The organism is Tissierella creatinophila DSM 6911, from assembly GCF_001940565.1.
GTDB lineage: Bacteria > Bacillota > Clostridia > Tissierellales > Tissierellaceae > Tissierella_A > Tissierella_A creatinophila.
The window spans coordinates 36,251-61,546 of record NZ_LTDM01000003.1; the positions used below are offsets into that span (position 1 = coordinate 36,251).

Genomic DNA, 25,296 nt, shown 5'->3' on the forward strand with positions numbered 1-25,296 from the left:
TAAAGAGGATAGTATTACTATCCTCTCTTAAATTCAGTCTATAATTTCGCTACAAATTCTCTACCGAACTCTTTGCAATTTTCTATCGCTTCTATATTAGGATTCCAAAGTTCTCTTGGTCCTCCTTCTATTAATTCAAGTTTTGTATCTCTTAGTTTTTCTTCTATAAGTTTTACAGATTCACCAGACCAACCATATGATCCAAATGCGGCTGTCTTTTTCTTTTTAAATCCAATCCCACGTATCATCTCTAGAATTCCACCTGTGGCATGCATTATACCTTTATTTACAGTTGAAGAACCAAACATAAATGCCTTAGACTTAAATAGCTCTGTTATCATTTCGTTTTTATCCGTCTTAGCTGCGTTAAATAGTTTAACGCTTACATTATCATCTACTTCTTTTATTCCCTCTGCTATAGCTTCTGCCATTCTTCTAGTTGCTCCCCACATAGTATCATATATTAAAACAATTTGATTTTCCTGATAACTCTCAGCCCATTGTAAATATTTTTCAACTATTTGAGCTGGATTATCTCTCCAAATAACTCCATGACTTGGAGCTATCATATTTAGAGGAAGCTTAAATGCTAATATTTCTTTTATTTTGTTTGTAACAAGAGGACTAAAAGGTGTAAGTATATTAGCATAGTATTTTATAGCTTCTTGAAATAGTTCACATTGGTCTACTGTATCATTGTACATTAGATCTGAAGCATAGTGCTGTCCAAATGCATCATTACTAAATAAGATATTGTCTCCATCCATATAAGTCATCATACTATCTGGCCAGTGAAGCATTCTAGCTTCTACAAATGTAAGTGTAGACTCACCAATATCTAGTGTATCTCCAGTTTTTACTATCTTAAAGTTCCATCCTTCTTCGTGGAAATGAGCCTTTATAATCTTTTCTCCATTTGCTGTACAATATATTGGCACATCAGGGATTTCCTTTATTATAAGAGGTAGAGCGCCACTATGGTCTATTTCATTGTGTTGAGCTATTATATAGTCTATATCTTTTAAATCTATTTCTTCTTTTAATCTTTCTACATACTCCTGAGCAAAAGGTGCCCAAGCAGTATCAATAAGTACATTTTTCTTATCTTTAATCAAATAGGAATTATATGACGAGCCTCTATGTGTAGAATACTCTTCACCATGAAAGCTCCTAAGTTCCCAATCTATCTTTCCTACCCAAGTTACTTTATCAGTCATTTTAAAACCCATAATTACTCCTCCTTGTGTTTTTATTAACCTTTATATAAACACATACCCATATTAGAAGATAAATATCCTTTAAAGATATTTATCTTCTAGAGTTTCTAATAGGTCTATATATTTTTGTTGTAAGCCTTTATCGCTTGCTTCTTGTTCTAGTTTTCTAGATTCTTCTTCTATAAAGCTTTTAGATTCTTCATCTAGCATTTTTTCTGCAAATTTATACATAGCTGTATTTTCTTTTTCAATATGTCTATCCAAAAGATTTGCATATCCTATAGCATTTGCTATTATATCAAGTCTAGCTTCATCACTTCCCTCACTATATGCTTTTACAGCCATCTCTAAATCTTGCATATAAAGTCTACCAAGGTCATGTTCAATATACATTCCAGTTATTGCGCCTGCTTTTCTAAGTCTTTCAATTTTTTCATTCATAGTTTTAAATAGTATATCTTCTTCTTTCCCATGATGATGTTTATCGGCATAAGTTCTTACAAAATCGATTATCTTTGGAATATCTTCTATATCAAATTCTTCAAGTGTCATAATCTTATAGCACAAGCTTCTTACTACTTTTAACATTCTTCTTATATTTGCATGTTCTTCTACCATTATTTCTATAGTTTGCATGACTTCACCCTTTTCTTACTGAATTTTTTCTAGTGCGTATCGATTTAATATATTTATCTTTCTTTGTCCTATAAGTTTTATAATTCCTAGTTCTTGAAATGTTGAAAGTTTTCGGCTTAGTGTTTCACTACTCATACCTATTTGAGAAGCCAAATCTTTTTTACTCATCTTTAAGTCTAGCTTTCCATCTTCACCTGCGAGTTCTAGTAGTATATCTGCTAATCTTTTTTCTACTGAACTAAGGTTTATGTTTTCAATTAGTGATTCTGCTCTTTCAAGTCTTTCACTTAGCTCTTCCATTATTTTAAAAGATATAAGGGGATATTTTTTCAGTAGATCTTTTAAATCTTTTTCAGCTATAATGCACATCTTTGTATCGTCTAAGGCTTCTGCATTATCCATTAATGGAGATGATTTAAATATAGATAGTTCACCCATAAATTCACCAGATTCTAATATCCTAATAACTTGTTCTTTTCCTGAACTAGATATTCTTGTGATCTTAACCTTGCCACTGTTTATAACATAAAGGTTTCCACTTTTTTCTCCTGCCATATAGATAAGTTCATTCTTTTTAAACTCTCTATGACTTATGATAGATGAAACTTCATTCATCTCTGATTTATCTAGATTACTAAATATAGGGACTTTTTCTATACAAGATTTTTCTTCATTTGAATTACAAGTACAACTCATAAAACCTCCTCCTATTATAACCAAATAGCTACAATTAAAACCAATATTTCTTTACCTATTCAAGTTTATACCTCTCCCCAGACTCCAAAACCTAATGCTATAATTTTTTCTTCTATTTCCTTTGATGTTATGACCTTTTCGTCAAAATATACTCTTGCTTTTGAGGAGTCAAATATAACTTCACCTGAGTCTATACCTTTAGTTTCTCTAAGCATATCTTCTATCTTGGACACACTGCTTGGACAAGTTAATTTTTTTAATTGATAAGTTGTATTTTTCATTTCTTATTCCCCCAATTATTTTTTATCTTGTTTTTTATTCCATTTCCTTTATAGCTTTTATAAATTTATCTATATCTTCTTTCTCTGTATCAAAAGAGGTTACAAGTCTAACTAAATTAGTCTTTTCATCTATTATATAAAAACCAAATTCATCTTGCAAATTATCCATGATTTTTTTATCCATATTTGCAAATATCATATTGGTTTTAAATCCTTCTTGTACCTTTACACTTTTACATTCTCTTAATCTTTCCTTTAAATATGATCCCATTTCATTTGCATTTGTTGCACATTCTCTCCATACCCCATCTTCTAAGTATGGAATAAACTGACAAGAGACAAACCTCATCTTGGATAATAGCTGCATACCTTGTTTTCTATAGTATTTGAAGTTTTTACTTATTTCTTTATTAAATGAAACTATGGCTTCTCCTATCATCATTCCATTTTTAGTTCCACCAAAAGATAAAAGATCTACTCCTGTATCAGCTATCATCTCTTTAAAAGAAGAATCTAAGGCTATTATAGCATTTGCAAGTCTTGCACCATCTAAATGTAGGTACATGTTATTGCTATGGGCGAAATCTGCAATTTCTTTTATTTCTTCAACTGAGTATAAAGTACCTGTTTCTGTAGTTTGAGATATAGAGATTATCCTAGGCTGAACTCTGTGTTCATCATCTGGATGAGTTAAAAACTTCTTTATATTTTCTATCTTTAACTTTCCATCATCTTCAGGAGTGTAGAGTATTTTAGATCCACTAAAATTTTCAAATGTTCCACACTCATCTGTATTTATATGTGCTGTTTCAGTACATATAACCGCTTCAAACGGTCTTAAAATACCACTTAATCCTATTACATTTGCCGCAGTTCCAAGTAGCGTAAAGTATACATCTACATCTTTTTGGAATAAATCTTTTATAATATCTATAGCTCTTTTGCTATAGGTGTCCGCTCCATAAGGACTTTCATGTCCTATATTTGCTTCTTGTATTGCATTTAATATTTTGGGGTGTACCCCTGATACATTGTCTGATTTAAACATTTTCATCATATCACCTCTAGTAAGTTTTTAAACATATATTAATTATACCATATTTATATTGGAAGTATTTGTAAGAATAAAAGATTGATATATAAAGAAAAAAGTAGGAGCTAGCTCCTACTTTTTTAATACCATCCTCTAAGCTTCATCACTTCTGCTACTTTTTTAACACTAAACATATAGGCAGCTTTTCTTAAATTTACTCCATACTCTTCTTTTATTTTCCAAATATTTTCAAATGCATCTACCATGGCTTTTTCTTGTCTTTCTATTACCTCTTCCTCACACCAATAATAGCCGTATAAGTTTTGTACCCATTCAAAGTATGAAACAGTAACACCTCCTGAATTGGCAAGTATATCTGGAGCAACCAAGATACCTTTTTCTTCTAAAACCTTATTTGCTTTTGGAGTTATAGGTCCATTTGCAGCTTCTGCTATTATTTTAGAGTTTATAAGATTTACATTTTTTTCTGTTATTGCATTTTCTATTGCAGCAGGAATTAATACCTCTACATCTAAAGACCAAAAATCTTCTAGAGATATAAGTTTAGCATCTTTAAAATCTATTAAGTCTTTATTTATATTTAAATGATTTTTTAAATCCTCATATTTAAATCCTTCTTCACAATAAATAGCATTTTCTCTAAGTCCTATAGCTACTACTTTAGCACCTAAGTTTTCTAAATGCTTTACTGTAAAGCTTCCAACATTTCCAAAACCTTGAACCCCTACACTTAGTCCTTTAATATCTAGCCCAAGTTTTTTACATGATTCTCTTACAACTAGTGCTACTCCAAAACCTGTAGCTTCATTTCTTCCCTTTGAGCCACCAAATTCTAATGGTTTTCCAGTTATTACACCTAGTTCATGATTTCCAGTAAGTTTTATATATTCATCTACCATCCAAGCCATTATCTGACCATTCGTATTTACATCTGGTGCTGGTATATCTATCTTTTCTCCTAAGTACTTATGAAGACCTCTTATATATCCTCTTGCTAGTCTTTCGAGTTCACCATTTGATAAATCCTTTGGATTTACTGTAATTCCTCCTTTAGCTCCCCCGTAGGGAATACCTGTTATACCGCATTTAAAAGTCATCCAAATTGAAAGTGCCTTTACCTCTTCTAAATCAACATTTTCATGAAACCTAACTCCACCTTTTCCAGGACCCACTGCATTATTGTGAAGAGATCTGTAACCTTTAAACACCTTCACAGTTCCATCATCCATCTTTACTGGAATTGAAATTTCTATAACTCTTTGTGGTTCTTTTAATAATTCATAAACACTTTGTTTTAAACCTAGTGCATCACAAGCTATTTTGATTTGTTCCTGAGCTGCTCTAAGCGGACTTAAATTTTCCTTACTCATAAAATCACCCCTGATTTGAATTATATAGATATGATTATTATATACTATTTTTTAGTAGAATAGAAAATTTTTTTCTTTACTATATATAAATTAGATAAGTTTTCATCATTAAACATAAAAAAACTCACAATCCAAGTTGATCGCAAGTTTTTTACATCTATTTTCTTCTAGGGTTTGCTATTTCTACTCTTACGCGAGTTCCCTTGATCTCTTCATTATTTAATGAATCTATAACTTTTCTAGCCTCGTTTTTATCTACTTCTACAAACGAAAACTTATCGTATACATCTATTTTACCTATAGCACCTTTATCTACACCGGCTGTTTGAGTAATAGCTGCTAGTATATGTCTTGGTCTTACGCCTTTTCTGTTTCCAATACCAATATGAATTCTTTTCATATCTCCTGATTTTCTGCTTGAATGTGATTGAGATTGTGATTTAGAGCTTGATCCTTGAGATTTTTTCCCAAAGTCTACCATGTCTAACTCTTGATGTTTGTTTGATTTATCAGAACCCATATAAAACTTTAAAAGAACTGACGCTATATCTACAGAAGTAAGACCTTCTTCTATAAGTCCATCTATAGTCTTTTTATATTTATTTAAATCTTCATCTTCTATACCTTCTTTAATCTTATCTAGCATAGTAGTTGTATAAGTTTCTTCCATATCTTTTAATGTAGGTACATCTTTTCTTTTTATCTTTATATTTGCATATCTTTGTATATTTCTTAGTTTATTATTATCTCTATTTGTTACAAAGCTTATTGCCACACCTTCTCTACCTGCTCTTGCAGTTCTACCTATTCTATGAACATAGTATTCTTCATCTTGAGGTATATCATAGTTTATAACAAGGTCTATATCATCTACATCAAGACCCCTAGCTGCAACATCTGTAGCCACAAGTATATCTATAGAACCTCTTCTAAACTTATTCATTACAGTGTCTCTTTGATTTTGTTTTAAATCTCCATGAAGTCCATCTACAAGGTATCCTCTAGCTGAAAGTTCTTCATTTAATGCATCTACTTTTCTCTTAGTATTACAGAATACTATAGATAGTTTAGGATTATATATGTCTATAGCCCTACTTAAAATCTCAGTTTTCATATGCTCTTTTACTTCATAGTAGAATTGCTCTATCTGAGGTATTATAAGTTCTTTATGAGTTACCTTTATTATTTCAGGATTCTTTTGATATTTAGATGCAAAGTTTATTATGTCCTTTGGCATAGTAGCTGAGAAAAATATAGTTTGCCTATCTTCATGAAGTTTATCCATTACAAGTGCTATATCGTCTCTAAAACCCATATCAAACATTTCATCTGCTTCATCTAATACCATAAATTTTACATTATCAACTTTTACAGTTTTTCTTCTTATATGGTCTATAAGCCTTCCTGGAGTTCCAACTATTATCTGAACACCTTTTTTTAATGCTCTAATTTGTCTATCTATTGGCTGACCACCATAAACTGGTATTACTTCAATTCCTCTTTTAAACTTTCCAAGCTTTTTCATCTCTTCTGCAACTTGAATGCAAAGCTCTCTAGTAGGACATAGAACAAGCGCTTGTACAGATCTATCCTTACTATCTACCATCTCTAATATTGGTATACCAAAGGCTGCAGTTTTACCTGTACCTGTTTGTGCTTGCCCTATAATATCCTTACCACTTAATACGACAGGAATAGCCTTTTCTTGGATTGGAGACATTTCTTCAAATCCCATTTCAGAAACACTTCTTTGCATTTCTTCGGTTAGGTCTATTTCGTTAAATTTTAATTTTGACATTCCGTTCCTCCTTATTGTATATAACTTATAAATTATATACTTAAAATATACTTATTGCAAGTGATTTTAAAACATAGACAATATAATTAGTATATTTTCCCCTTAAAAGCACATATTATTCTTAATTGGATGATTTTATGGTATAATAATTTCCGAAGCTAAATAACTGAGAGGTGTTAAAATATGAGATGGAGTTTAGATGAACTTTACTCTGATTTTGAATCAGAAGAGTATAAAAATGATTTTGAAAGATTAGAAAAATTAATTGAAGGTTTTACAGATTGGGCTGAAAACGAATTAAACCTAGATGGAGATAAGATAGTTTTGCTTGAAGACTATATAAAGTTCTCTGAAGAAATCCTTACTACATTTATAAAGCTTAGAGGTTTTGCATCTCTTTCATCTAGCGTGGATGCAAGAGATGAAAAAGCTATACAAGAAATGGACAAATTGTCCCTTGTTTATACTAATCTTACCAAGCCAGAAGTAGATTTTAAAAACTTTTTAAAAGAAGTCAATAATTTAGATGAACTTATAAATGAGTCTGAGCTTTTAAAAGAGCATAGATTTATATTAAAAGATATGAAAGAAGATACAAAGTATCTTCTAAGTGAAAAAGAAGAAATCCTTATATCCAAGATGAAAAACACAGGCTCTAACGCTTGGGGAAACCTTCAAAACCAACTTTCTTCAAAACTCCTTGTGGATATAGTAATAGATGAAGAAGAAAAAAAATTACCTCTTTCTGTAGTTAGAAATTTAGCTTATAGTAAAGACTCCCAGGTGAGAAAATTAGCATACTATGCAGAAATTAAAGCTTATAAAAAGATAGAAGAGTCTTCTGCTGCTGCTCTAAATGGTATAAAAGGAGAAGTTATAACAGTATCAAAGCTTAGAGGATTTCAATCACCATTGGATGAGACTTTAGTAAAATCTAGAATGGATAAAAAAACTCTCGATGCTATGATCGATGCTATGGAAGAATTTCTACCAGTCTTTCATAAATACTTTAAGAAAAAAGCTGAAATTTTAGGTCATAGAGATGGGCTTCCCTTCTATGGTATCTTTGCTCCTATAGGAGAAGTTGATATGAGGTTTACCTATGATGAGGCAATTAACTATATAGTAAAAAACTTTAATAAATTTAGCGAAAAACTTGGATCTTTTGTGCAAGAAGCTTATGATAAAAATTGGCTAGATGTAGAACCTAGAGAAGGAAAAAGAGGAGGGGCATTTTGTTCCAATCTTCATCCAATAGGTGAAAGTCGTATTCTTTCAAATTTCGATGGAAGTTTTTCCAATATGACAACTCTAGCACACGAACTAGGTCACGCTTATCACGGCTCAACTCTTATGGACGAATCCATACTAAATAGTAGTTATCCTATGCCTATAGCTGAAACAGCTTCGATATTTTGTGAGACAATAGTTGTAAATGCAGCTCTTGAAAATATAAGTAAAGAAGAAGCTTTAAGCATTCTTGAAAGCTCTATATCAGATGCAGCACAGGTTATAGTTGATATCTATAGTAGGTTTGTATTTGAAAGCATGTTATTTGCAGCAAGAGAGAGTCACCCTCTATCTGTAACTGAATTAAAGGAAACAATGATGGAAGCTCAGAAAAAGGCATATGGAGATGGATTAGATCATTCTCTACTTCATCCTTATATGTGGATAAATAAACCGCATTACTATTCTGCTAGCCTTAACTTCTATAACTTTCCATATGCCTTTGGACTACTTTTCTCTAAAGGATTATATGCAGAATATTTAAAACGCGGAGATGAATTTGTAAAAGAATATGATGCACTATTAAATGCTACAGGTAAAAACAATATAAGAGATGTAGCCCTTAGAATGAATATAGATATACACAATCCAGAGTTCTTTAGAAACTCACTAAAACTTATAGAAAGTGATATAGAAAAGTTTATAAGCCTAGCTTAAAATAAGAAGCTACCTATATAGGTAGCTTCTTATTTTTTTACTTATTTGAAATAAAGCGATCAGTACTAGGTAGACTTACGACTTTGTCATCTATCTTTACAAATCCACTTTTTATTATCTTAGTGAATATTACATTCATAAATAGATTACAAGTTTCCCCAGATTGAATTAATTTGCATTCTTTAAAGCATCTCTTTCCAATAGCTGTTACTTCTTGAACTGTTTCACCTATTTGAAGTCTTTGACCTATTTCTATGTTTTTAACTTCTAAATCTTTAATAGTAATATTTTCATAAAATCTAAATAAACAAAGTCCCTCAAATTCTTCTTCATCTATTAAATTTCTTATTCTTTCACTTAATATAGAGATTTGTCTGTTCTTTTCTCTTTTAGGAAATTCCCCAATCATACCCAGTTCTTTGTCTATTATAGCTTGTCTTAAGTAATCAATATGACCATCTTCATCCTTCAATTTAAGTGCTACAACTTTCAAATCAAATCACCTCGATGGAGTCACCCTCCTTTATTTTTCCAGGAACTATTATCTTTGTAAATATTCCCTCTTTTGGCATCACACATTTTCCAACTTTTTTAGCTATTTCGCATCCACTGTGACACTCTTTTCCTATCTGAGTTACCTCTTGAATTGTTTCACCTATTTTTAAACGCGTTCCTACAGGTAGAGTGAAAAGTTCTATACCTTCTGTCGTTATATTTTCTGCAAATATTCCAGGTACCAGTCCCTCTACTCCTAATTCTTTCATCTTTTGAAAACTCTCTAAGGCAAGTAAACTTACCTGTCTATGCCAATTCCCTGCGTGTGCATCTCCTTCTAGTCCAAAATCTTCTAAAAATGTTCCTTCTTCTAATGGGTGTTTTACCACTCCTTTTTCCTGTGAAATATTTACTGATATTACCTTGCCTTTTGATTTTCTCATATATTCTCCTGATTTTCCACCCTTTTTTTCCAAAAGTTTTACATCCACTATCTCCATCTCCTTATCCACCGCTTTACACATATCGTATATAGTAAGTAAGCTTGTAGTAACCGCTGTTAAAGCCTCCATTTCAACTCCAGTTTTACCTTCAGTTTTCACCACTGCCATTACCTTTACACCATTATGCAAGATTTCAAAATCTATATCTACTCCAGTTAAAAATATATTGTGACACATTGGAATGATTTCACTGGTCTTTTTAGCTGCCATAATTCCAGCAACTTGAGCCACAGAAAGCACATCTCCCTTTTTCATCTTTCCTTCTTTTATCATAGAAAGGATTTTGTCCGATAAGAGAATGATTCCCTCTGCCTTTGCTACTCTTTTAGTTATTTCCTTTTCCCCTACCTCTACCATATATGCTCTACCTTTATCATTAAAGTGAGTAAATTCCATCTTCTAACCCCCTATTTGATTCATGTTTTTATCTAAAAATTCTCCATCCTCTAAATGATGAGATTCTTCCTTTTTTAAGACTGATTTCAATATAAAGCTTTTTAAATCTTCTCCATCCCTTAATGCTTTTTTTAAATCTATCTCTTTATTGGAATGAAGACAAAGTTTTAATAAACCCTCAGATGTAAGTCTTACTCTATTGCAGTTATCACAAAACTTACAAGATATAGGATTTATTATACCGACTTTACCCAAGGCATTTGGAAGTTTATAGTAAACCGCTGGTGAAGAAGGGTCTTCTCTTTCTATTGGAATTAAAGTCTTAACCTTTTCCAATATTATATCATTAGAAATAAACTTGTCCTTAGCCCAAGCTGAAGCTTCACCTATTGGCATGAGCTCAATAAATCTTACATCTATTTTTTCATCAAGAGTTAAATTTACTAGAGTTTCTATTTCACAATCATTAAATCCACCAATAAGAACTGTGTTTATCTTTATAGGTGTAAGACCTACTCTCTTTGCCTCTTCTATTCCAGATAGAAAATCTTCTAATCTTCCTCCGCGAGTTATCTCTTTATATTTATGAGGATCTAAAGTATCAAGGCTTACATTTATTCTGTGAAGGCCTGCCTGTTTTAAATCCTTAGCAAATTTTTTTAAAAGTATTCCATTGGTAGTCATGGCGATATCTTTTATCCCATCTAATTTTGAAACTTTCGATATAAGTTCTACTATACCCTTTCTTGCAAGGGGTTCACCCCCAGTAAACCTTATCTTATCTACACCAAGGGATACAAAGCTTTTTATTATTTCATATATTTCTTCTAAACTCAACATATCATCATGAGTAAATTTATCTATACCATCTTGGGGCATACAATATTTGCATCTTAAATTGCATCTATCAGTAAGTGAAACCCTTAGATAATTTATCTCTCTTCCAAAAGAATCTTTCAATATTATCACCTTTTTCTATTATATATCATTATATTATAACTCTTTATCTATCCTACTAAGACTCTATATGGATTATCTCTCCAGCATCTATAAGTTTATACCCTCCTAGAGATAGTACTCTTGTCTCAAACGCTTTAGATGAAAGTGCCCTTATAAAACTCTTTATTTTTTCATCTTCTAGCATACTTGTTTCAACTAAAAAGTCATAATCTTCATAAGTTACTTCTACAAAGTCTAAGTCCATAGCTTTAGCTGCTGAATATATTCCAAGGCCTACAGTCTTTTTACCATCTTTTACAGCTGAAGCCACTGCCATATGGGTATTTAACTCTCTATTATATCCATTTATGCTTTGGGGATCTATACCTTCTAATTTAAGATGATAATCTAGTAGTACTCTTGTACCTGCTCCTCTTTGTCTATTTACAAAAGAAATTTCCTCTTTTAAAAGATCTCTAAATGTTTTAACAAGTTCCTTATCTTCCTTTTTTATCATAAAACCTTGTAATCTTTTAACCCCTTTTATTAAAGACATCTCTTTACCTTTAAAGTATTTTTTTATATAGCTTATATTGTACTCTCCAGTTTTTTCGTACAATAGGTGAATTGGGGCTATATGGCACTCTCCCCTTCTCATAGCCATGATTCCACCCATACTTCCCACATGACCTGAGGAAAGAAGCGTCATATCTCCTAGTATGTCCATTATGAGATCATGACTACCTATAGAAACTACTGTTTCTTTTATCTCCTCTAGTGGCTTTAAGAGCTTTACATCTATCTCTTCTCCTGCTTCTGCTCCTTCAACATTTTGGGGTATTATGCCAATTCCATCAGCTTTTACAAGGCTCATAGTAACTCCCGCACCACTAGAGAGTGGAGTTGCTATAAGTTTATCACCGACTTCACCTAAATTAACTCTTATAAGTTCTCTATTTTTAAGTGAAGAAACTATACGTTTTGCAATAGTTGCCTTTATAAGATTTTCTCGTTTCTCTTTTTTACCTAAAAATTTATGTATTAAAGGTTTTACAAACTCTTCAAACACCAAATAACTTGATACAGGATAGCCTGGAAGTCCTATTACAGGCTTACCCTCTATTATCCCAAGTATAGTTGGTTTTCCAGGTTTCATTGCTATACCATGGACTATCGTCTCTCCAAGTTCTTTTATTATATTTACAGTATAGTCCTTACTTCCTGCTGAAGAACCTGCATTTATAAGCATTATATCATTTTCTCTTACCATCTTTAATATATTAGTCTTTAGAAGTTCATAATCATCTTCTATGGGAGAATATCTAAAAGGATCTCCCCCAAGTTTTAAAACTTCACCCTGGAAAACTCTAGAATTTGAATCAATTATATTTCCCATCTTTAAGTTTTTTAAATCATCTACTATTTCTGTTCCAGTTGGAAGTATGCCTACCTTTGGTTTTTTAAAAACTTTTATGCTCTCTACCCCACCAGAAAGTAATGCTCCTATATCAATAGGTCTTATCTTATGATTTGAAGGAATTATCATTTCACTTTTAACTATATCTTCCCCAATTTGTCTTATATGTTGCCATGGATAACTAGATTTTATAATTTGAACTTTTCCATCTGGAAGCTCTATACAATCTTCTATCATAATAACTGCATCAAATGGTTCTTTTATCACATTACCTGTATTTATATAGTAAAAGTCTTTTTTCTCTTCTAAGATTACTGGATTTACTTCACTTGCATTAAGAGTTTTAGCTGAAACAACTGCTATTCCATCCATTGCAGCAGCATTATAATTTGGTGAAGACATAAGAGCTTCTACCATATCAAAACTTATTCTATCTATACTGTTTTCTACTTTTACATATTCAAATGTAGGGTTTATATTTAATTTATTAAAATATGTATCCTTTGCTAAATCTACATCCATATTATCTATATATATATTTCTTTTCATCATATAAAACCTCCTTATTAGAGAAGAAAGACCGTTCTTTCTTCACCTTTATATATTCCTTCTTCATGTTTTTCTAAAAGTATATATCCATCAGAATCTTTTAAAAGACTTATCATAGAACTCTTTCCAAAACTTGGAGTAGCAAAATATTTTCCATCTTCTTTTCTAAGTGTTACCATCTGATATGTAAGTTTTCCAGAAGATGATGGAAAATTAAAATCCATGGTAGCCCTTATCTGTGGCTTAATTTCTTTTAAATTCATCTTTTGTTTTACAAAGTCTTCAACTAAAACTTTAAATATTATAATTGAAGAAACAGGATGACCTGGAAGACCAAATATTAATTTTCCCATTCCCTCCCCTACAATAGTAGGTTTACCAGGTTTTACAGATAGACCGTGGATAAACACTCCTTTTCCTTCAAAACTATCTATTACAGCCTTAGTAAAATCCCTGGTTCCAACTGAACTTCCTCCTGATATAAGAACTATATCTGAAATGTTTACTGCCTTTTCTACTTCAGTTTTTAAAAGGTTAAAGTCATCTTTAACAATCCTCTTACCAACTACTTCTCCACCAAGTGCACTAATTGAACCAAAAAGGGCAAATGAATTTATATCTCTTATCTTTCCAAACTCTAGTTTTTCTTCTATATCTATTATTTCATCTCCTGTTGAGATTATATAAAATCTTGGTTTTTTAAAAACTTTTACTTTTCTCTTACCCAGCGCCCCTAAAACTCCCATTGCTTCTGGAGATATCTTTTTTCCCATTTCAAGAACGAGACTATTTTTTTTCATATCATCTCCTTTATAGATGATGTTTTCTCCAATGGAAATTGGTTTATTTAAAAGCAATGTTTCTTCATCTAGTTTTTCAGTGTTTTCTATCATAATAACACCATCAGCTCCATTTGGAACCATCCCTCCAGTGGGAACATAGATTGCATTTCCAGAAATTATTCCATCCTCTATAGTCTCTCCCATATGCACTTCTCCAACTATATTTAAAACACTTGGTATAGAATCACTTGCACCATGACTATCGCTTGCTACAATCGCATATCCATCTACTGTAGACCTGTTGAACTCTGGTACATCTATTTCACAGTAGACTTCTTTTCCTAATACTCTCCCCAAGGAATCTAGGATATCTACCTCTTCAAGTTCAAATTTGTATTCTCTAAAATTATTCATTATAGTTTCTCTTGCCCCTTCTACAGTTACCACTTTAAAAAAATCCATCAATTAATCACCCTTCCCCGCTCTAACTTTATAATATTATCACAAAGTCTTTTAGCTTGATTTATATTATGAGTTACTATAATCACAGTCCCTTTATTTTCCTTATTATATTTAAGTATTGCCTTTTCCATATGTTCTATATATTCAGGATCTATATTTGATGTAGGTTCATCTAAAAGTAATAGTTCTGGATTAAAAACCAATCCCCTCGCAAGAGCCACCTTTTGAGTTTCTCCTCCTGAAAGTTTACTTCCTATTTTCATCTTTAAATCTTCAATCTCTAAGATTTTTAAGAGTTCTAAAACTTTTTGTTTTATTTTTTCTTCTTTTACTCCCCTTACCTCTAAAGGGTAAGCTATATTTTTGTAGACAGTTCTTTTAAAAAGGTATGCCTTTTGAAATACTAAAGTCATCTTTTTTCTAATATCACTATCTATTAACTCTCCATTATATAGTACTTGTCCATCATACTTATCATCTAACCCTGCTATTATGTTTAAAAGAGTAGACTTCCCAGATCCATTTGGTCCTATTATCCCTGTGATCTTTTCTCTCTCTAAATTTAAACTCTCTATATCTAAAACCTTTTTTTCTCCATAAGTTTTTGCTAAGTTTTTAATTTGAATTTCCATTTAATCCTCCTTGCTATAGGAATAAATTGCGCTATGAACTATAAAGGATATCAAAAGTAAAATAATTCCAAGAGCTATAGCCATTGGATAATCTCCCATAGAGTTCATCATAGATATGGTTGTCGTTATAACCCTTGTGTGATACTTTATATTTCCTCCAACTATCATAACAGCTCCTACTTCAGAGATTGCCCTAGAAAATGAAGTAGCTACGTTAACAAGTATATCTACCTTTAACTCTCTTATTATAAGCATTATACTTTGATATTTATTTGCGCCGAGGGTTATAGCTACCTTCTGTATTTCTTTTCCACGACTTTTAGATAAACCAAAGCTTAGTCCAAAACTTAAAGGCATAACAAGAAAGGTCTGGGCTATTATCATAGCCTTTGTAGTATATAAAAGTTCAAGTCTTCCAAATGGTCCTCTTCTAGAGAGTGTAATGGCAACTAATAACCCAACTACAACTGAAGGTATACTCATCATTGTATATGTAATTCTACTAAAGAGCCTCTTTCCTCTAAATTTTTTTATTCCAAAACTAATCCCAAGTGGTATCGATATCATAGATGCAAGAACAGTAGCAGTAGTGGAGACAAACAGAGAAAGAAAAACTATATCAAATATCTCTTTATTAAAGCTTATTATTAAATTTATAGCCTGTTTAAATCCATCTAATATGTAATCCATTTAATTCCTCAATTCTAATCAATTCTAATTTTTGTTTTTTAAAGGCTGGTTTAAACCAGCCTTTTAATGTTTTTATTTTGCATTGGGAATAAATAACGGTTCACCGTATTCTTCTACTCCATATTCTTTTATCAAGTTTTGTCCTTTTTCTGATATAATCCAGTTCATGAATTCTTTAGCACCTTCATTATTTATTTTATCAGAATTTTCTCCTAAAACTTCAGGATTTACTGGTATTACACCATATTGATTTAATAAGTCTTCATCTTTTTCTATTACAATTTCAAGATCTAAATCATCTTTCATACTTAGATAAGTTGCTCTATCTGTAATAGTATATGCTTGTTTTTCATTTGCCATCTTTAATACATCACCCATGCCAGCACCTGCTTCTATATACCAATCTCCACTAGGTTTAATATTGGTTGCTTCCCAAATCTTTAATTCTTTTTTATGTGTTCCAGAGTCATCTCCTCTAGATACAAATTTAGCTTTTTCATCGCTTATCTTCTTTAATCCTGACTTTATATCAGACGGACTATTTTCTTTAAGCTTTAATGGATCATCCTTAGGTCCTACTAAGATAAAGTCATTATACATTACATCTTCTCTTTCAGTTCCAGATCCTTCTTCTACAAATTCTAATTCTGATTCTTTAGCATGTACAAGCAGAACATCAGCTTCTCCATCCTTACCCATTTGAAGTGCCTGACCTGTTCCTACAGCTACAGTCTTAACTTCTATACCAGTATCTTCAGTGAACTTAGGTAATAAAAATGTAAGTAATCCTGAATCCTCAGTACTAGTTGTAGTAGATAGAATTATACTACCCTTTGCTTCTGGTTTCTCTTTACTAGGAGTTTCAGTTCCTGGCTTATCTTCAGGCTTGTCCCCTGATGTGTCTGTCTTTGGTGTACATCCTATCATAGAAAATACTAATAGGAATGCCATCATCATTGATAATACTTTTTTCATTTATTTATCTCTCCTTTAAATTATATAAAAAAAGGCAAGCCAAAAGGAAGGTTGCCTTATTTTTTCCTTTCCAACTGTGGGAGGCATATAGATTTCTCTTGATACACCCATCGGCTAAAATCTCATGACTATCTTGTTAAAAGTTTTAGAGATATAAGCTCGGAATATTAATATGTATTTATTTTTTAAGTATTTACAATTATAATACTTTTAGTATATCATATTTTTTTATATAATCTACATCTAACCAAAACTTTTTTTGAAAATTATTTAACACAGTAGATGTTTTGTTGTTATTGCTAAGCGTCATACTTATTTTAAGATAAAAAAACCCCTTAACAAATTTGTTAAGGGGTTTTTTAAAAATTATTCTTTTATATCTTCTCCGTAAAATGAAGATTTGAAAATCATTTCAACTAACTTAGGATTTGATTCTCTAGGGTTAGTAGCAGTACATGGGTCTTCATAAGCATTTTTACTCATTCTTTCTAAGACCTCATTAAATTTTTCTTCATTTATATCTACTTCTTTTACATCTTTAAAATTTAAAGGTATATCTAATTTTTTATTTAGTTCTTTTATATATTCAGGTAAATTATCAATACCTAATTCTTTCTCTAATTCAGAAACCTTATTTGTTGCTTTTCTATTAAATTGAATGATATATGGAAGTAATATGGCATTTGTTAATCCATGAGTTACACCAAATTCTCCACCTATTTTATGTGCTAAGCTATGAATTAATCCAAGGGATGCATTTGTAAAAGCCATTCCTGCTAATGCAGATGCATTATGCATATTAATTCTTGCTTCCATATTATCTCCATTATTATAAGCTTCAACTAAGTTATCTAAAACCAATCTAGTAGCTTTAACAGCTAGTGCATCTGTATAAGGAGAAGCAGCAGTAGATACATAAGCTTCAACTGCATGGGCTAATACGTCCATACCAGTATTAGCTGTTATATGTTTAGGCATTTTTCCAGGCAGAGCTGGGTCTAGTATAGCCACATCTGGAATCATCTCTGTAGAAACAAGAGGATATTTTATGTGGTTTTCTGTATCAGTTATTACTGAAAAAGCTGTAATTTCTGAAGCAGTACCACTAGTAGATGGTATAGCTACCAATCTTGCCTTATTTCTAAGTTTAGGAAGAGATCCTGGTTCTATTATATCTTCAAATTTAAGTTCAGGATGCTCATAAAATGCCCACATTACTTTTGCCGCATCTATTGCAGAACCTCCACCTATTGCTACTATCCAATCAGGTTCAAAGTCAATCATAGCTTTAGCGCCTTTTTTAACTGTTTCTATTGATGGATTAGCTTCTACCCCATCAAATATTTCAACTTTCATATTAGCTTTTTCAAGTTGCTCTTGAGCTTTTTCTAAAAACCCAAATTTTTTCATAGAATTTCCACCAGTTACTAGAATTGCTTTTTTACCTTCTAAGTTAGATAAATAACTCAGTGCATCTTCTCCAAAGACTATATCCTTTGGAATTCTAAATGAACCTAATGACATATAAATCACTCCTTTTAGTTTATTAATGATTTAGTAAATTTAATATATATATAAAAGTATTTTTACTTTTATAACCTTTTAACCTCCTCCAACAGGAGGAAATAGTGATAAGACATCTCCATCTTTTAGCTTTCTATCTACATCACCATCTACCCCATTTAGGAGGATTAAGCTTGCATCTTCTCTATCTATATTAAGTTTATTTAGGATATCTAGTATATTAGTTTCTTTTGGTAATTCAAAAAAATATTTTCTCTCTCTATTTTCTCTAAAAGTTGCAAAGAGTCTAACTTCTATTTTGATCAAGTAAATACCTCCTAAAAGCTTAAAGCTCCTTCAGAATCACTCTCTTTATCTATATATTTGCTATATTCTTCTAAGCCTAATCTATTTAATGTCTCTAAAGTAGGAACTCCTTCTTTATCCCATCCTCTTACAGAGTAATATTCTGGAAGTAGTTCACTTAACTTATGAACATGTCCTTTAGAAGGGCCATTAGGTATTGGGTCTTCTACAAGTCTCTTTGGAAGTTTGTCATCAGAACTACTAAATCCTTCGCGTATATTAAATAGTTTTTCAAGATTCCATATTCGCTCTCCTGCTTCAAGTAGACTCTCATTTGTATGAACATCTCCTACAACTGCATTATACATATCTACATAGTCAGGCAATCCAAGTCCAAAAGTAGTAAATACACAAAGACCTATTGAGTCGATAACAGCTGTTAGATCTAAGAATATCTTAGTATAAGCTGCTTTTCCCTCCAAAGAAAATCTGTCAAGTTTTTCAGGATATCCCAATATTTCAGGACTTATCATATAACCTTTAATATGACAACCTCCCCTATTGTTTACTGCATATGATAATCCATGACCTTGAATTGCTCTTGGGTCATATGCAGGTAGTTCTTGTTTTTTAACAGACATAGATAATTCTGGTGCACCATAAGAAGTTGCAAGTCTAAAAGAACCATCTGCAAGCTTATCTCCAAATCCTTCACGTGTAGCCATTTTCTTAGTCCAGCCTAGTACCGCTTCAGCATCTCCCCAGTTTAAACTAAGTCCATCTGCTGCTATGTCTTCATCTTTTATAAATCCTCTTTGATATAATTCCATAGCTGCTGCTATAGTTGCCCCTGCCGATATAGTATCTAGACCATAATCATTACAAATCATATTTGCCTTATTTATAGTTTCTAAATCATATAAACCACAATCTGCACCAAATGCCCATATTGTCTCATACTCAGGTCCTCCTACTACTGTTCCATCATCTAGTTTTACAACTCTTCCACAAGCGATAGGACATCTATAGCAAGCAGATTTTTTTACTAAGTGATGTTCTGTTAGAGATTCTCCTGAAATGGTATCAGCTTCATCAGTATATGCCTCTTGGAAGTTTTTAACTGGAAAAACTCCACTTTCATTTATGATATTTACTAATACTGCACTTCCATAAGAAGGTAATCCACTTCCTGCTACTGGATCGTTTCTTAAAGTACTTACTTTAGATTTAGATACTTCTTTGGTTTTTTCACTATCAAATATAGGAATCTTGTTGCTACCCTTTACAACAATAGCCTTTAAGTTTTTAGAACCCATAACAGCCCCAACTCCACCTCTACCAGCGGCTCTATCAACATCATTCATTATAGCAGAGATTAGGGAAAGTTTTTCTCCAGCAGGCCCTATAGCCATAACTTTAAATCCTTCTAATTCCTCATTTATAGCTTCTGTTGTCTCTAAAACAGTCTTACCCCATAAATGATTTGCATCTCTTATTTCAACTTTATCATCCTCTATATATAAGTATACTGGACTATCAGCTTTTCCTTCAAATATTATTAAGTCATGTCCTGTAGCCTTAAAACTAGGGCCCCAATGTCCCCCTGAATTAGAAATAGCTATAGTTCCTGTTAAAGGTGACTTTGTAATAACCATATATCTTCCTGATGTAGGAATTGGAGCACCAGTTAAACCACCAGAAGCAACTATTATCTTGTTTTCTGGACTAAATGGATCTGTCTTTGCAGGTACTTCATCCATCATAATCTTAACACCTACACCTCTAGCTCCTAAATACTTTTTACCAAATTCAAAATCAAAGTCCTCTGTTGAATATGTTCTATTTGTCAAGTTTACTCTTAAAATCTTACCCATATAACCATACATTTTAAGCCCTCCTTTTAAAATCCATTTCATATGAAAATTCATAACATACTAAATATATGCAATATTCATGCCAAATATAAAAGGTTTGATTTTAGTAATTTAATTATATTTAAAATTTGTATGTATCGTAATAGAACAATATATTTGTTCTATATTGGATCAACGTTCTAATTTAGAACATCTATATTGTACTTTTCTATTTTCCTATATAAAGTATTTCTTCCTATTTCTAAGGTTTTAGCTGTTTTAGATATATTTCCATCATTTATTTTAAGTATTTTTATAATATGCTGTTTTTCAAGCTCTTCTAGTGAGTAATTATAATCGATATTACTTGATTCAACTATTTCCTTATCTCTTTCATTTAAAAGATTATCTGGTAGGTATCCTAGATTGATTATAAATTCTATTAGATTTTCAAGTTCCCTAACATTTCCAGGCCAATTATATCTTATCATCTTATCCAATACATAATCATTTAATTTTACTCTGTTTTTATTTAGTTTCCTAGATATCTTTTCCATAAAAAAACTAGCTAATAGGGGTATATCATCTTTTCTTTTTCTAAGTGGTGGAATAGTTAAAGGAAGTACGTTTAGTCTATAGAATAGATCTTCTCTAAATCTACCTTCCTCTACTTCTTTTTTTAAATCTCTATTGCTAGCAGCTATAATCCTTACATCTACTATTATTTGATCTATACCCCCAACTCGTGTAACTATACCTTCTTCTATCACTCTTAATAAACGTGTCTGAAGTTTAAGAGGCATTTCTCCAATTTCATCTAAAAATATAGTTCCTTTATTTGCAAGTTCAAACTTACCAGCTTGTCCAGATTTTTTGGCTCCCGTAAATGCTCCTTCTACATATCCAAATAGTTCTGACTCTATTAGGTTTTCAGGTATAGCAGCTGAATTAATTGCTATAAACGGTTTATCATTTCTATCGCTTGCATTGTGAATGGATTGAGCAAATACTTCCTTACCTGTTCCTGTTTCCCCGCTTATAAGTACAGTTGATTTAGAATTAGAAACCTTTTTAGCAAAGTCTATAACACTTAAAAGCTCGTCACTCCTAGATATAATTTTATCAAAAGTATAGATTGCCCTATTTTTTAAAATTTTATCTGAAAGTTTTCTTTTTCTTTTAATATCTTCAAATATAAACATAATATCCAAATCATCATTGTTTTTAGAGTAAATAGGATATGCTGATATAGTAAACTTACTCCTGTTTTTTTTGTTATATACATACACTTCTCTTTTTATTACCCCTTTTTTTGAAAAAACATCCCTTTTTACCTCTTCAAAACCTTCAAATAAATTTAAAATTGGAGTCTTTAATATCTCACTTTCACTATATCCAAACATACTTAATATATATGCGTTTATACCATTAATCATTCCATCTTTATTTGTTATAGCAATCGCAAGGGGAATATATTTAATTAAACTATTGATATATTCATAATCCAATTTTTTCACCTCTATATATTTATACATTTATATATTTATCTTTTCAATATCCATATTTTTTACATCTATAAGAATAAAATTATGTTCTAAACTTTCTTTAAAAATTGTCTTTAATAAAAGATTTACTTGTAGAGAAGCTGTTACCATACATGTCATAGGTAGATTTCCTAAAGATTCATCTTCTTTTATATCTTTTTTATATATCTTTTTTATAACTCTATCTCCATCTCTTGATATAGATACTTGCCCATAATATCCCCTTATAGCTCCATGAATAAGAGTTAAACTCATCTTATCACATAATGATTCTAGGATAAGCCTTGTAGAGATTGAGTCCAAACAATCAACTACAATATCTACCCCTTCTAACATCTTTATACTATGCTCATCTAACTTTTCACAAAAGATTTTAGCTTTGACTTCATGGTCTATTTCCAAGGCTCTATTAAAAGCTTCTTTAGCCTTTTGATTGTTAAGAGTTTTTTCTGTAGCTAAGAGTTGTCTGTTTAAATTAGAAGTATCAAATACATCTTTATCTATTAGGTTAAAGTTTCTAACCCCAAGCCTAACAAGGTTTTCTAATACATATCCCCCAAGACCTCCAAGACCTACAATAGCAACTGATATATTTGAAAGGAGTTTTTGTTCCTCTTTTGAAATTGATGTATAGTTTCTCTTATATCTTTCCATATCTTTCTCCCATATTCTAGCATTTATTTTTCTACTTGATTTCATTATTTCATAAAATATATTTTTTTGCAATTAAATATTTCTAAATTGTATGAAAATTTTATAAATAAAAACAAGATAATTTCTCTTTATTTTAGAAATATCTTGTTTTTATTTATCTTTAATGTTAATATACCCCCATCAAAGTTCTAATTTTATCATTCCTTGATTAAGTTTTTTATATTAGTATATATATTTAGTTTTTCTCCTCTTACAAATCCTATTAGGTTTATTCCTAATTCCTTTGCTATATCTATGGCTAGACTTGTAGGAGCTGATCTTGAAATTATAGTTGAAATCTCTCTCTTTGCAGTCTTTATAAGGATTTCACTTGATATTCTACCACTTGTAAAAATCATCTTATCTTTTAAATCTATATTTTCTTTTAAAGCTTTTCCAACTATCTTATCAAGTGCGTTGTGTCTACCTATATCTTCTTCAAATATAAGCATTCTGCTTCTATCGTATAAACCACAACTGTGAACTCCTCCTGTTTCTAAAAACAATTTTGACCTCTTATTAAAATCTCTCATATTTTCCTTTATTAGCTCTATGTCTAGCTCTAAAGGATTTGCAATTTTCTTAGACTTAAAGGAGTCTAATACATTATAAAACACAGTTCCCTTACCACAACCTGATGTTATAGTTCTCTTACCTTGAAACTTTTCTATAAAACTATTTTTTCTTTTTAAACTTACATACCCTATAGAAGACTTTTCATCTATTCTTATCTTTTCTATATCATCTATACTCTCTATAAATCCTTCCGAAATTATAAAGCCTATGAGAAGTTCTTCTAAAGACTTAGGAGTGCAAAGTAGGGTTATTATTTCCTTTTCATCTATAAATATAGTAAAAGGGCTTTCTACTACTACTATGTCTTTTTCTTTACTTTTACAATCTTTATTTATTCTTAATATCTCATACTCTTTTGTATAGTTCATCTTAACTACAACTCTCTCTTTGAGTATTGTTTAAAAAGTTTTCTAAATCATCTTGAGTATTTAAGTTTAGAAACATATCCCAATTTGGACTAAATTCCCTAGCCTTTTTTTCTTCTATATAGTTTATATCTAAGTCCATCAAAAGATGATTTATTGATCTTTTTTCTGTCTTTAAATAGCTTTCGATATCTGGAACTATCTCCTTAGAGTAAAATGAACCAAAAGGCTCTATCCAGTTTCCAAACCTTGTAGTGCATCCCATAGCAGAAGTATTTAATCTCATATATCTCATGTATTCTAAATTGATATTTGGCATATCACAAGCTATTACAAAAGAATATTGACTTTTAGCCAGTTTAAGTCCCGCATGGATTCCTCCAAGAGGACCTTTTTCTTTTAATATATCCATCGTTATCTTTTGGCTAAGACCTATATAGTGTTGTGGTTTATTTGTTACTATTATTATCTCATCAAATTCATCTTCAAGCTTTTGTATAATACTATACATAAGCCTTCTCTTATCTACTTTTAAAAATTGTTTATCAAAACCCATCCTAGAACTCTTTCCACCTGCAAGTATTATACAAGTTCCAAACAATTTCATAAAAATCACCTATTTCCTTGCACAGTCGTGCGCATTCTCTGTTAGAATCTCAAGTCCATGATGAACACTATCTAGTATATAATCTAAAGCTTCTTCTACTGCTTTAGGGCTTCCTGGCATATTTATTATAAGGGTGTCTCCCCTTATACCTGATACTGCTCGAGATAGCATGGCTCTTTTAGTAATGGTGAGGCTATAGCTTCTTATAGCCTCAGATATACCATTAGCATTTTTTTCTATTACTTCAAGAGTCGCTTCAGGAGTTACATCTCTTTTGCTAAAGCCTGTACCCCCAGTAGTTAGGATTAGATCTAATTTTAAACTATCACTCATATAGATCATTTCTTTTTTTATTTCCTCTTTATCGTCTGGAACTATCTTATAGGTTTCTACTTTGTAGTCATTTTTTTCCAATATGTCCTTTATTACTTTTCCAGATATATCTTCTCTCTCACCTTTAAAGCCTTTATCACTACATGTAATTATACCTACTCTAAACATCTTAACCACCCCAAGGTAAGTTCATATATTCTTTCATTAGTCTATTGTATTCTGTTTTAAAAAGTTCTTCATGACCTGCTTCCCACTTAGCTAGCGTTGTAAAAACTTCTTTTATTTCTTCATCTTCACTGTTTTGGGCTACATTTTCGTAGAACTCTTTATAATCTCTTTCGATTAAATAGGCCATTCTAAGAATTGTTAAATCCGGTATATCAGATTGTTCTAATGTGTATTCTATCTTTTCGGATTCTTCTCTATCTCTAAATATATCCATATCTTCTTCTTTTTCTATCATTTCTGGATCTATTTTTATAGTGTTGGTCTCTAAATAAGTATCCAATAGAGATTTAAGATAGTCATAATGTTTCATTTCTATATCTGCAAGTTCTAAAAACATCTTTTTACTAGTTGTCTTAGCAAACTTATCTTTATTTTCCATATAAAAGTTATGTCCATCTAATTCCATCTGCATAGCATATCTTAAAACACTTTCGTAGTTTTGCACTTTA

25 protein-coding genes, 1 pseudogene and 1 riboswitch are annotated in these 25,296 nt (G+C 31.3%); of the genes and pseudogenes, 1 reads left to right on the forward strand and 25 read right to left on the reverse strand.

The window, feature by feature from the left end; all coding sequences use genetic code 11:
• Positions 1-38 precede the first annotated feature (38 nt).
• From TICRE_RS01140 to TICRE_RS01170, 7 genes are all read right to left on the reverse strand, one after another.
• Positions 39-1,229, reverse strand: coding sequence for an anaerobic nitric oxide reductase flavorubredoxin (locus TICRE_RS01140; protein WP_075724280.1), 1,191 nt, complete (start codon positions 1,227-1,229; stop codon positions 39-41).
• Positions 1,230-1,298: 69 nt separating this feature from the next.
• Positions 1,299-1,853 carry a hemerythrin domain-containing protein gene (locus TICRE_RS01145; protein ID WP_075724282.1) on the reverse strand — a complete coding sequence of 185 codons (555 nt, stop codon included), beginning with the start codon at positions 1,851-1,853 and terminating at the stop codon, positions 1,299-1,301.
• A 15-nt stretch (positions 1,854-1,868) separates the two neighbouring features.
• Positions 1,869-2,549, reverse strand: a complete 681-nt coding sequence (locus tag TICRE_RS01150; protein WP_075724284.1) for a Crp/Fnr family transcriptional regulator — start codon at positions 2,547-2,549, stop codon at positions 1,869-1,871.
• A gap of 65 nt (positions 2,550-2,614) precedes the next feature.
• Complete coding sequence (locus tag TICRE_RS01155) at positions 2,615-2,830, reverse strand: heavy-metal-associated domain-containing protein (RefSeq protein ID WP_075724286.1); 216 nt, start codon at positions 2,828-2,830, stop codon at positions 2,615-2,617.
• A 34-nt stretch (positions 2,831-2,864) separates the two neighbouring features.
• Positions 2,865-3,884, reverse strand: coding sequence for a threonine aldolase family protein (locus TICRE_RS01160; RefSeq protein WP_084191694.1), 1,020 nt, complete (start codon positions 3,882-3,884; stop codon positions 2,865-2,867).
• A gap of 119 nt (positions 3,885-4,003) precedes the next feature.
• Complete coding sequence (locus TICRE_RS01165; RefSeq protein ID WP_075724290.1) at positions 4,004-5,254, reverse strand: Glu/Leu/Phe/Val family dehydrogenase; 1,251 nt, start codon at positions 5,252-5,254, stop codon at positions 4,004-4,006.
• A gap of 157 nt (positions 5,255-5,411) precedes the next feature.
• On the reverse strand, positions 5,412-7,052 hold the full coding sequence (locus TICRE_RS01170) for a DEAD/DEAH box helicase (RefSeq protein ID WP_075724292.1): 1,641 nt from the start codon (positions 7,050-7,052) through the stop codon (positions 5,412-5,414).
• 183 nt (positions 7,053-7,235) lie between these two features.
• Between TICRE_RS01170 and TICRE_RS01175 the strand changes: the two genes are divergently transcribed.
• Complete coding sequence (locus TICRE_RS01175) at positions 7,236-8,999, forward strand: M3 family oligoendopeptidase (RefSeq protein ID WP_075724294.1); 1,764 nt, start codon at positions 7,236-7,238, stop codon at positions 8,997-8,999.
• Between the two features lie 37 nt (positions 9,000-9,036).
• On the opposite strand, the gene TICRE_RS01180 is transcribed toward TICRE_RS01175, so the two are convergent.
• The 18 genes and pseudogenes from TICRE_RS01180 to TICRE_RS01260 form a co-directional block, all read right to left on the reverse strand.
• Complete coding sequence (locus tag TICRE_RS01180) at positions 9,037-9,492, reverse strand: MOSC domain-containing protein (RefSeq protein WP_075724296.1); 456 nt, start codon at positions 9,490-9,492, stop codon at positions 9,037-9,039.
• A 1-nt stretch (position 9,493) separates the two neighbouring features.
• A complete protein-coding gene (locus TICRE_RS13570; RefSeq protein WP_233120119.1) occupies positions 9,494-9,937 on the reverse strand; it encodes an MOSC domain-containing protein in 444 nt (147 codons plus the stop codon).
• Positions 9,938-9,940: 3 nt separating this feature from the next.
• Positions 9,941-10,393 (reverse strand): annotated as a pseudogene (gene moaC, locus TICRE_RS13575) (cyclic pyranopterin monophosphate synthase MoaC); the annotation flags it as partial.
• A gap of 3 nt (positions 10,394-10,396) precedes the next feature.
• The gene (moaA, locus tag TICRE_RS01190; RefSeq protein WP_075724300.1) at positions 10,397-11,353 is read right to left on the reverse strand and encodes a GTP 3',8-cyclase MoaA; all 957 of its coding nucleotides are present in this window, start codon (positions 11,351-11,353) and stop codon (positions 10,397-10,399) included.
• Positions 11,354-11,408: 55 nt separating this feature from the next.
• Positions 11,409-13,298 carry a molybdopterin biosynthesis protein gene (locus tag TICRE_RS01195; protein ID WP_233120117.1) on the reverse strand — a complete coding sequence of 630 codons (1,890 nt, stop codon included), beginning with the start codon at positions 13,296-13,298 and terminating at the stop codon, positions 11,409-11,411.
• Between the two features lie 17 nt (positions 13,299-13,315).
• The gene (locus TICRE_RS01200) at positions 13,316-14,542 is read right to left on the reverse strand and encodes a molybdopterin molybdotransferase MoeA (RefSeq protein ID WP_075724304.1); all 1,227 of its coding nucleotides are present in this window, start codon (positions 14,540-14,542) and stop codon (positions 13,316-13,318) included.
• Complete coding sequence (locus tag TICRE_RS01205) at positions 14,542-15,174, reverse strand: energy-coupling factor ABC transporter ATP-binding protein (RefSeq protein ID WP_075724306.1); 633 nt, start codon at positions 15,172-15,174, stop codon at positions 14,542-14,544. The genes TICRE_RS01200 and TICRE_RS01205 overlap by 1 nt, the downstream gene beginning before the upstream one ends.
• Complete coding sequence (locus tag TICRE_RS01210) at positions 15,175-15,864, reverse strand: ABC transporter permease (RefSeq protein WP_075724308.1); 690 nt, start codon at positions 15,862-15,864, stop codon at positions 15,175-15,177. It abuts the gene before it with no gap.
• Between the two features lie 72 nt (positions 15,865-15,936).
• Positions 15,937-16,839, reverse strand: coding sequence for a substrate-binding domain-containing protein (locus TICRE_RS01215; protein ID WP_075724310.1), 903 nt, complete (start codon positions 16,837-16,839; stop codon positions 15,937-15,939).
• A gap of 47 nt (positions 16,840-16,886) precedes the next feature.
• Positions 16,887-17,017: riboswitch (molybdenum cofactor riboswitch) on the reverse strand.
• Between the two features lie 188 nt (positions 17,018-17,205).
• Positions 17,206-18,363, reverse strand: a complete 1,158-nt coding sequence (locus TICRE_RS01220) for an iron-containing alcohol dehydrogenase (RefSeq protein ID WP_075724311.1) — start codon at positions 18,361-18,363, stop codon at positions 17,206-17,208.
• 78 nt (positions 18,364-18,441) lie between these two features.
• Positions 18,442-18,669: a MoaD/ThiS family protein gene (locus TICRE_RS01225; protein WP_198927452.1), complete on the reverse strand. Its 228-nt coding sequence runs from the start codon at positions 18,667-18,669 to the stop codon at positions 18,442-18,444.
• A gap of 11 nt (positions 18,670-18,680) precedes the next feature.
• Positions 18,681-20,534 carry an aldehyde ferredoxin oxidoreductase family protein gene (locus TICRE_RS01230; protein ID WP_075724313.1) on the reverse strand — a complete coding sequence of 618 codons (1,854 nt, stop codon included), beginning with the start codon at positions 20,532-20,534 and terminating at the stop codon, positions 18,681-18,683.
• 167 nt (positions 20,535-20,701) lie between these two features.
• A complete protein-coding gene (locus TICRE_RS01235) occupies positions 20,702-22,018 on the reverse strand; it encodes a sigma-54 interaction domain-containing protein (RefSeq protein WP_143583000.1) in 1,317 nt (438 codons plus the stop codon).
• A gap of 18 nt (positions 22,019-22,036) precedes the next feature.
• Entirely contained in the window at positions 22,037-22,699 is a 663-nt protein-coding gene (locus tag TICRE_RS01240; protein WP_075724317.1) for a HesA/MoeB/ThiF family protein, read from the reverse strand.
• Positions 22,700-22,896: 197 nt separating this feature from the next.
• The gene (fdhD, locus tag TICRE_RS01245; RefSeq protein ID WP_075724319.1) at positions 22,897-23,682 is read right to left on the reverse strand and encodes a formate dehydrogenase accessory sulfurtransferase FdhD; all 786 of its coding nucleotides are present in this window, start codon (positions 23,680-23,682) and stop codon (positions 22,897-22,899) included.
• 1 nt (position 23,683) lies between these two features.
• Positions 23,684-24,286, reverse strand: coding sequence for a molybdenum cofactor guanylyltransferase (gene mobA / locus TICRE_RS01250; RefSeq protein ID WP_075724321.1), 603 nt, complete (start codon positions 24,284-24,286; stop codon positions 23,684-23,686).
• 9 nt (positions 24,287-24,295) lie between these two features.
• Positions 24,296-24,787, reverse strand: coding sequence for a MogA/MoaB family molybdenum cofactor biosynthesis protein (locus TICRE_RS01255; protein WP_075724323.1), 492 nt, complete (start codon positions 24,785-24,787; stop codon positions 24,296-24,298).
• Between the two features lies 1 nt (position 24,788).
• Complete coding sequence (locus tag TICRE_RS01260) at positions 24,789-25,292, reverse strand: ferritin-like domain-containing protein (RefSeq protein WP_084191698.1); 504 nt, start codon at positions 25,290-25,292, stop codon at positions 24,789-24,791.
• Between the last annotated feature and the right edge of the window lie 4 nt (positions 25,293-25,296).

Bases quoted from the DNA above. Each gene is read 5' to 3' on its own strand.
- TICRE_RS01175 (WP_075724294.1), top strand. From the start codon at position 7,236: ATGAGATGGAGTTTAGATGAACTTTACTCTGATTTTGAATCAGAAGAG.
- TICRE_RS01220 (WP_075724311.1), bottom strand. From the start codon at position 18,363: ATGTCATTAGGTTCATTTAGAATTCCAAAGGATATAGTCTTTGGAGAA.
- TICRE_RS01140 (WP_075724280.1), bottom strand. From the start codon at position 1,229: ATGGGTTTTAAAATGACTGATAAAGTAACTTGGGTAGGAAAGATAGAT.
- TICRE_RS13570 (WP_233120119.1), bottom strand. From the start codon at position 9,937: ATGAGAAAATCAAAAGGCAAGGTAATATCAGTAAATATTTCACAGGAA.
- TICRE_RS01210 (WP_075724308.1), bottom strand. From the start codon at position 15,864: ATGGATTACATATTAGATGGATTTAAACAGGCTATAAATTTAATAATA.
- TICRE_RS01195 (WP_233120117.1), bottom strand. From the start codon at position 13,298: ATGAAAAGAAATATATATATAGATAATATGGATGTAGATTTAGCAAAG.
- TICRE_RS01170 (WP_075724292.1), bottom strand. From the start codon at position 7,052: ATGTCAAAATTAAAATTTAACGAAATAGACCTAACCGAAGAAATGCAA.
- fdhD (WP_075724319.1), bottom strand. From the start codon at position 23,682: ATGAACTATACAAAAGAGTATGAGATATTAAGAATAAATAAAGATTGT.
- TICRE_RS01240 (WP_075724317.1), bottom strand. From the start codon at position 22,699: ATGGAAAGATATAAGAGAAACTATACATCAATTTCAAAAGAGGAACAA.
- TICRE_RS01150 (WP_075724284.1), bottom strand. From the start codon at position 2,549: ATGAGTTGTACTTGTAATTCAAATGAAGAAAAATCTTGTATAGAAAAA.
- TICRE_RS01205 (WP_075724306.1), bottom strand. From the start codon at position 15,174: ATGGAAATTCAAATTAAAAACTTAGCAAAAACTTATGGAGAAAAAAAG.
- TICRE_RS01160 (WP_084191694.1), bottom strand. From the start codon at position 3,884: ATGAAAATGTTTAAATCAGACAATGTATCAGGGGTACACCCCAAAATA.
- TICRE_RS01155 (WP_075724286.1), bottom strand. From the start codon at position 2,830: ATGAAAAATACAACTTATCAATTAAAAAAATTAACTTGTCCAAGCAGT.
- TICRE_RS01215 (WP_075724310.1), bottom strand. From the start codon at position 16,839: ATGAAAAAAGTATTATCAATGATGATGGCATTCCTATTAGTATTTTCT.
- TICRE_RS01255 (WP_075724323.1), bottom strand. From the start codon at position 24,787: ATGTTTAGAGTAGGTATAATTACATGTAGTGATAAAGGCTTTAAAGGT.
- TICRE_RS01200 (WP_075724304.1), bottom strand. From the start codon at position 14,542: ATGGATTTTTTTAAAGTGGTAACTGTAGAAGGGGCAAGAGAAACTATA.
- TICRE_RS01165 (WP_075724290.1), bottom strand. From the start codon at position 5,254: ATGAGTAAGGAAAATTTAAGTCCGCTTAGAGCAGCTCAGGAACAAATC.
- TICRE_RS01145 (WP_075724282.1), bottom strand. From the start codon at position 1,853: ATGCAAACTATAGAAATAATGGTAGAAGAACATGCAAATATAAGAAGA.
- TICRE_RS01230 (WP_075724313.1), bottom strand. From the start codon at position 20,534: ATGTATGGTTATATGGGTAAGATTTTAAGAGTAAACTTGACAAATAGA.
- mobA (WP_075724321.1), bottom strand. From the start codon at position 24,286: ATGAAATTGTTTGGAACTTGTATAATACTTGCAGGTGGAAAGAGTTCT.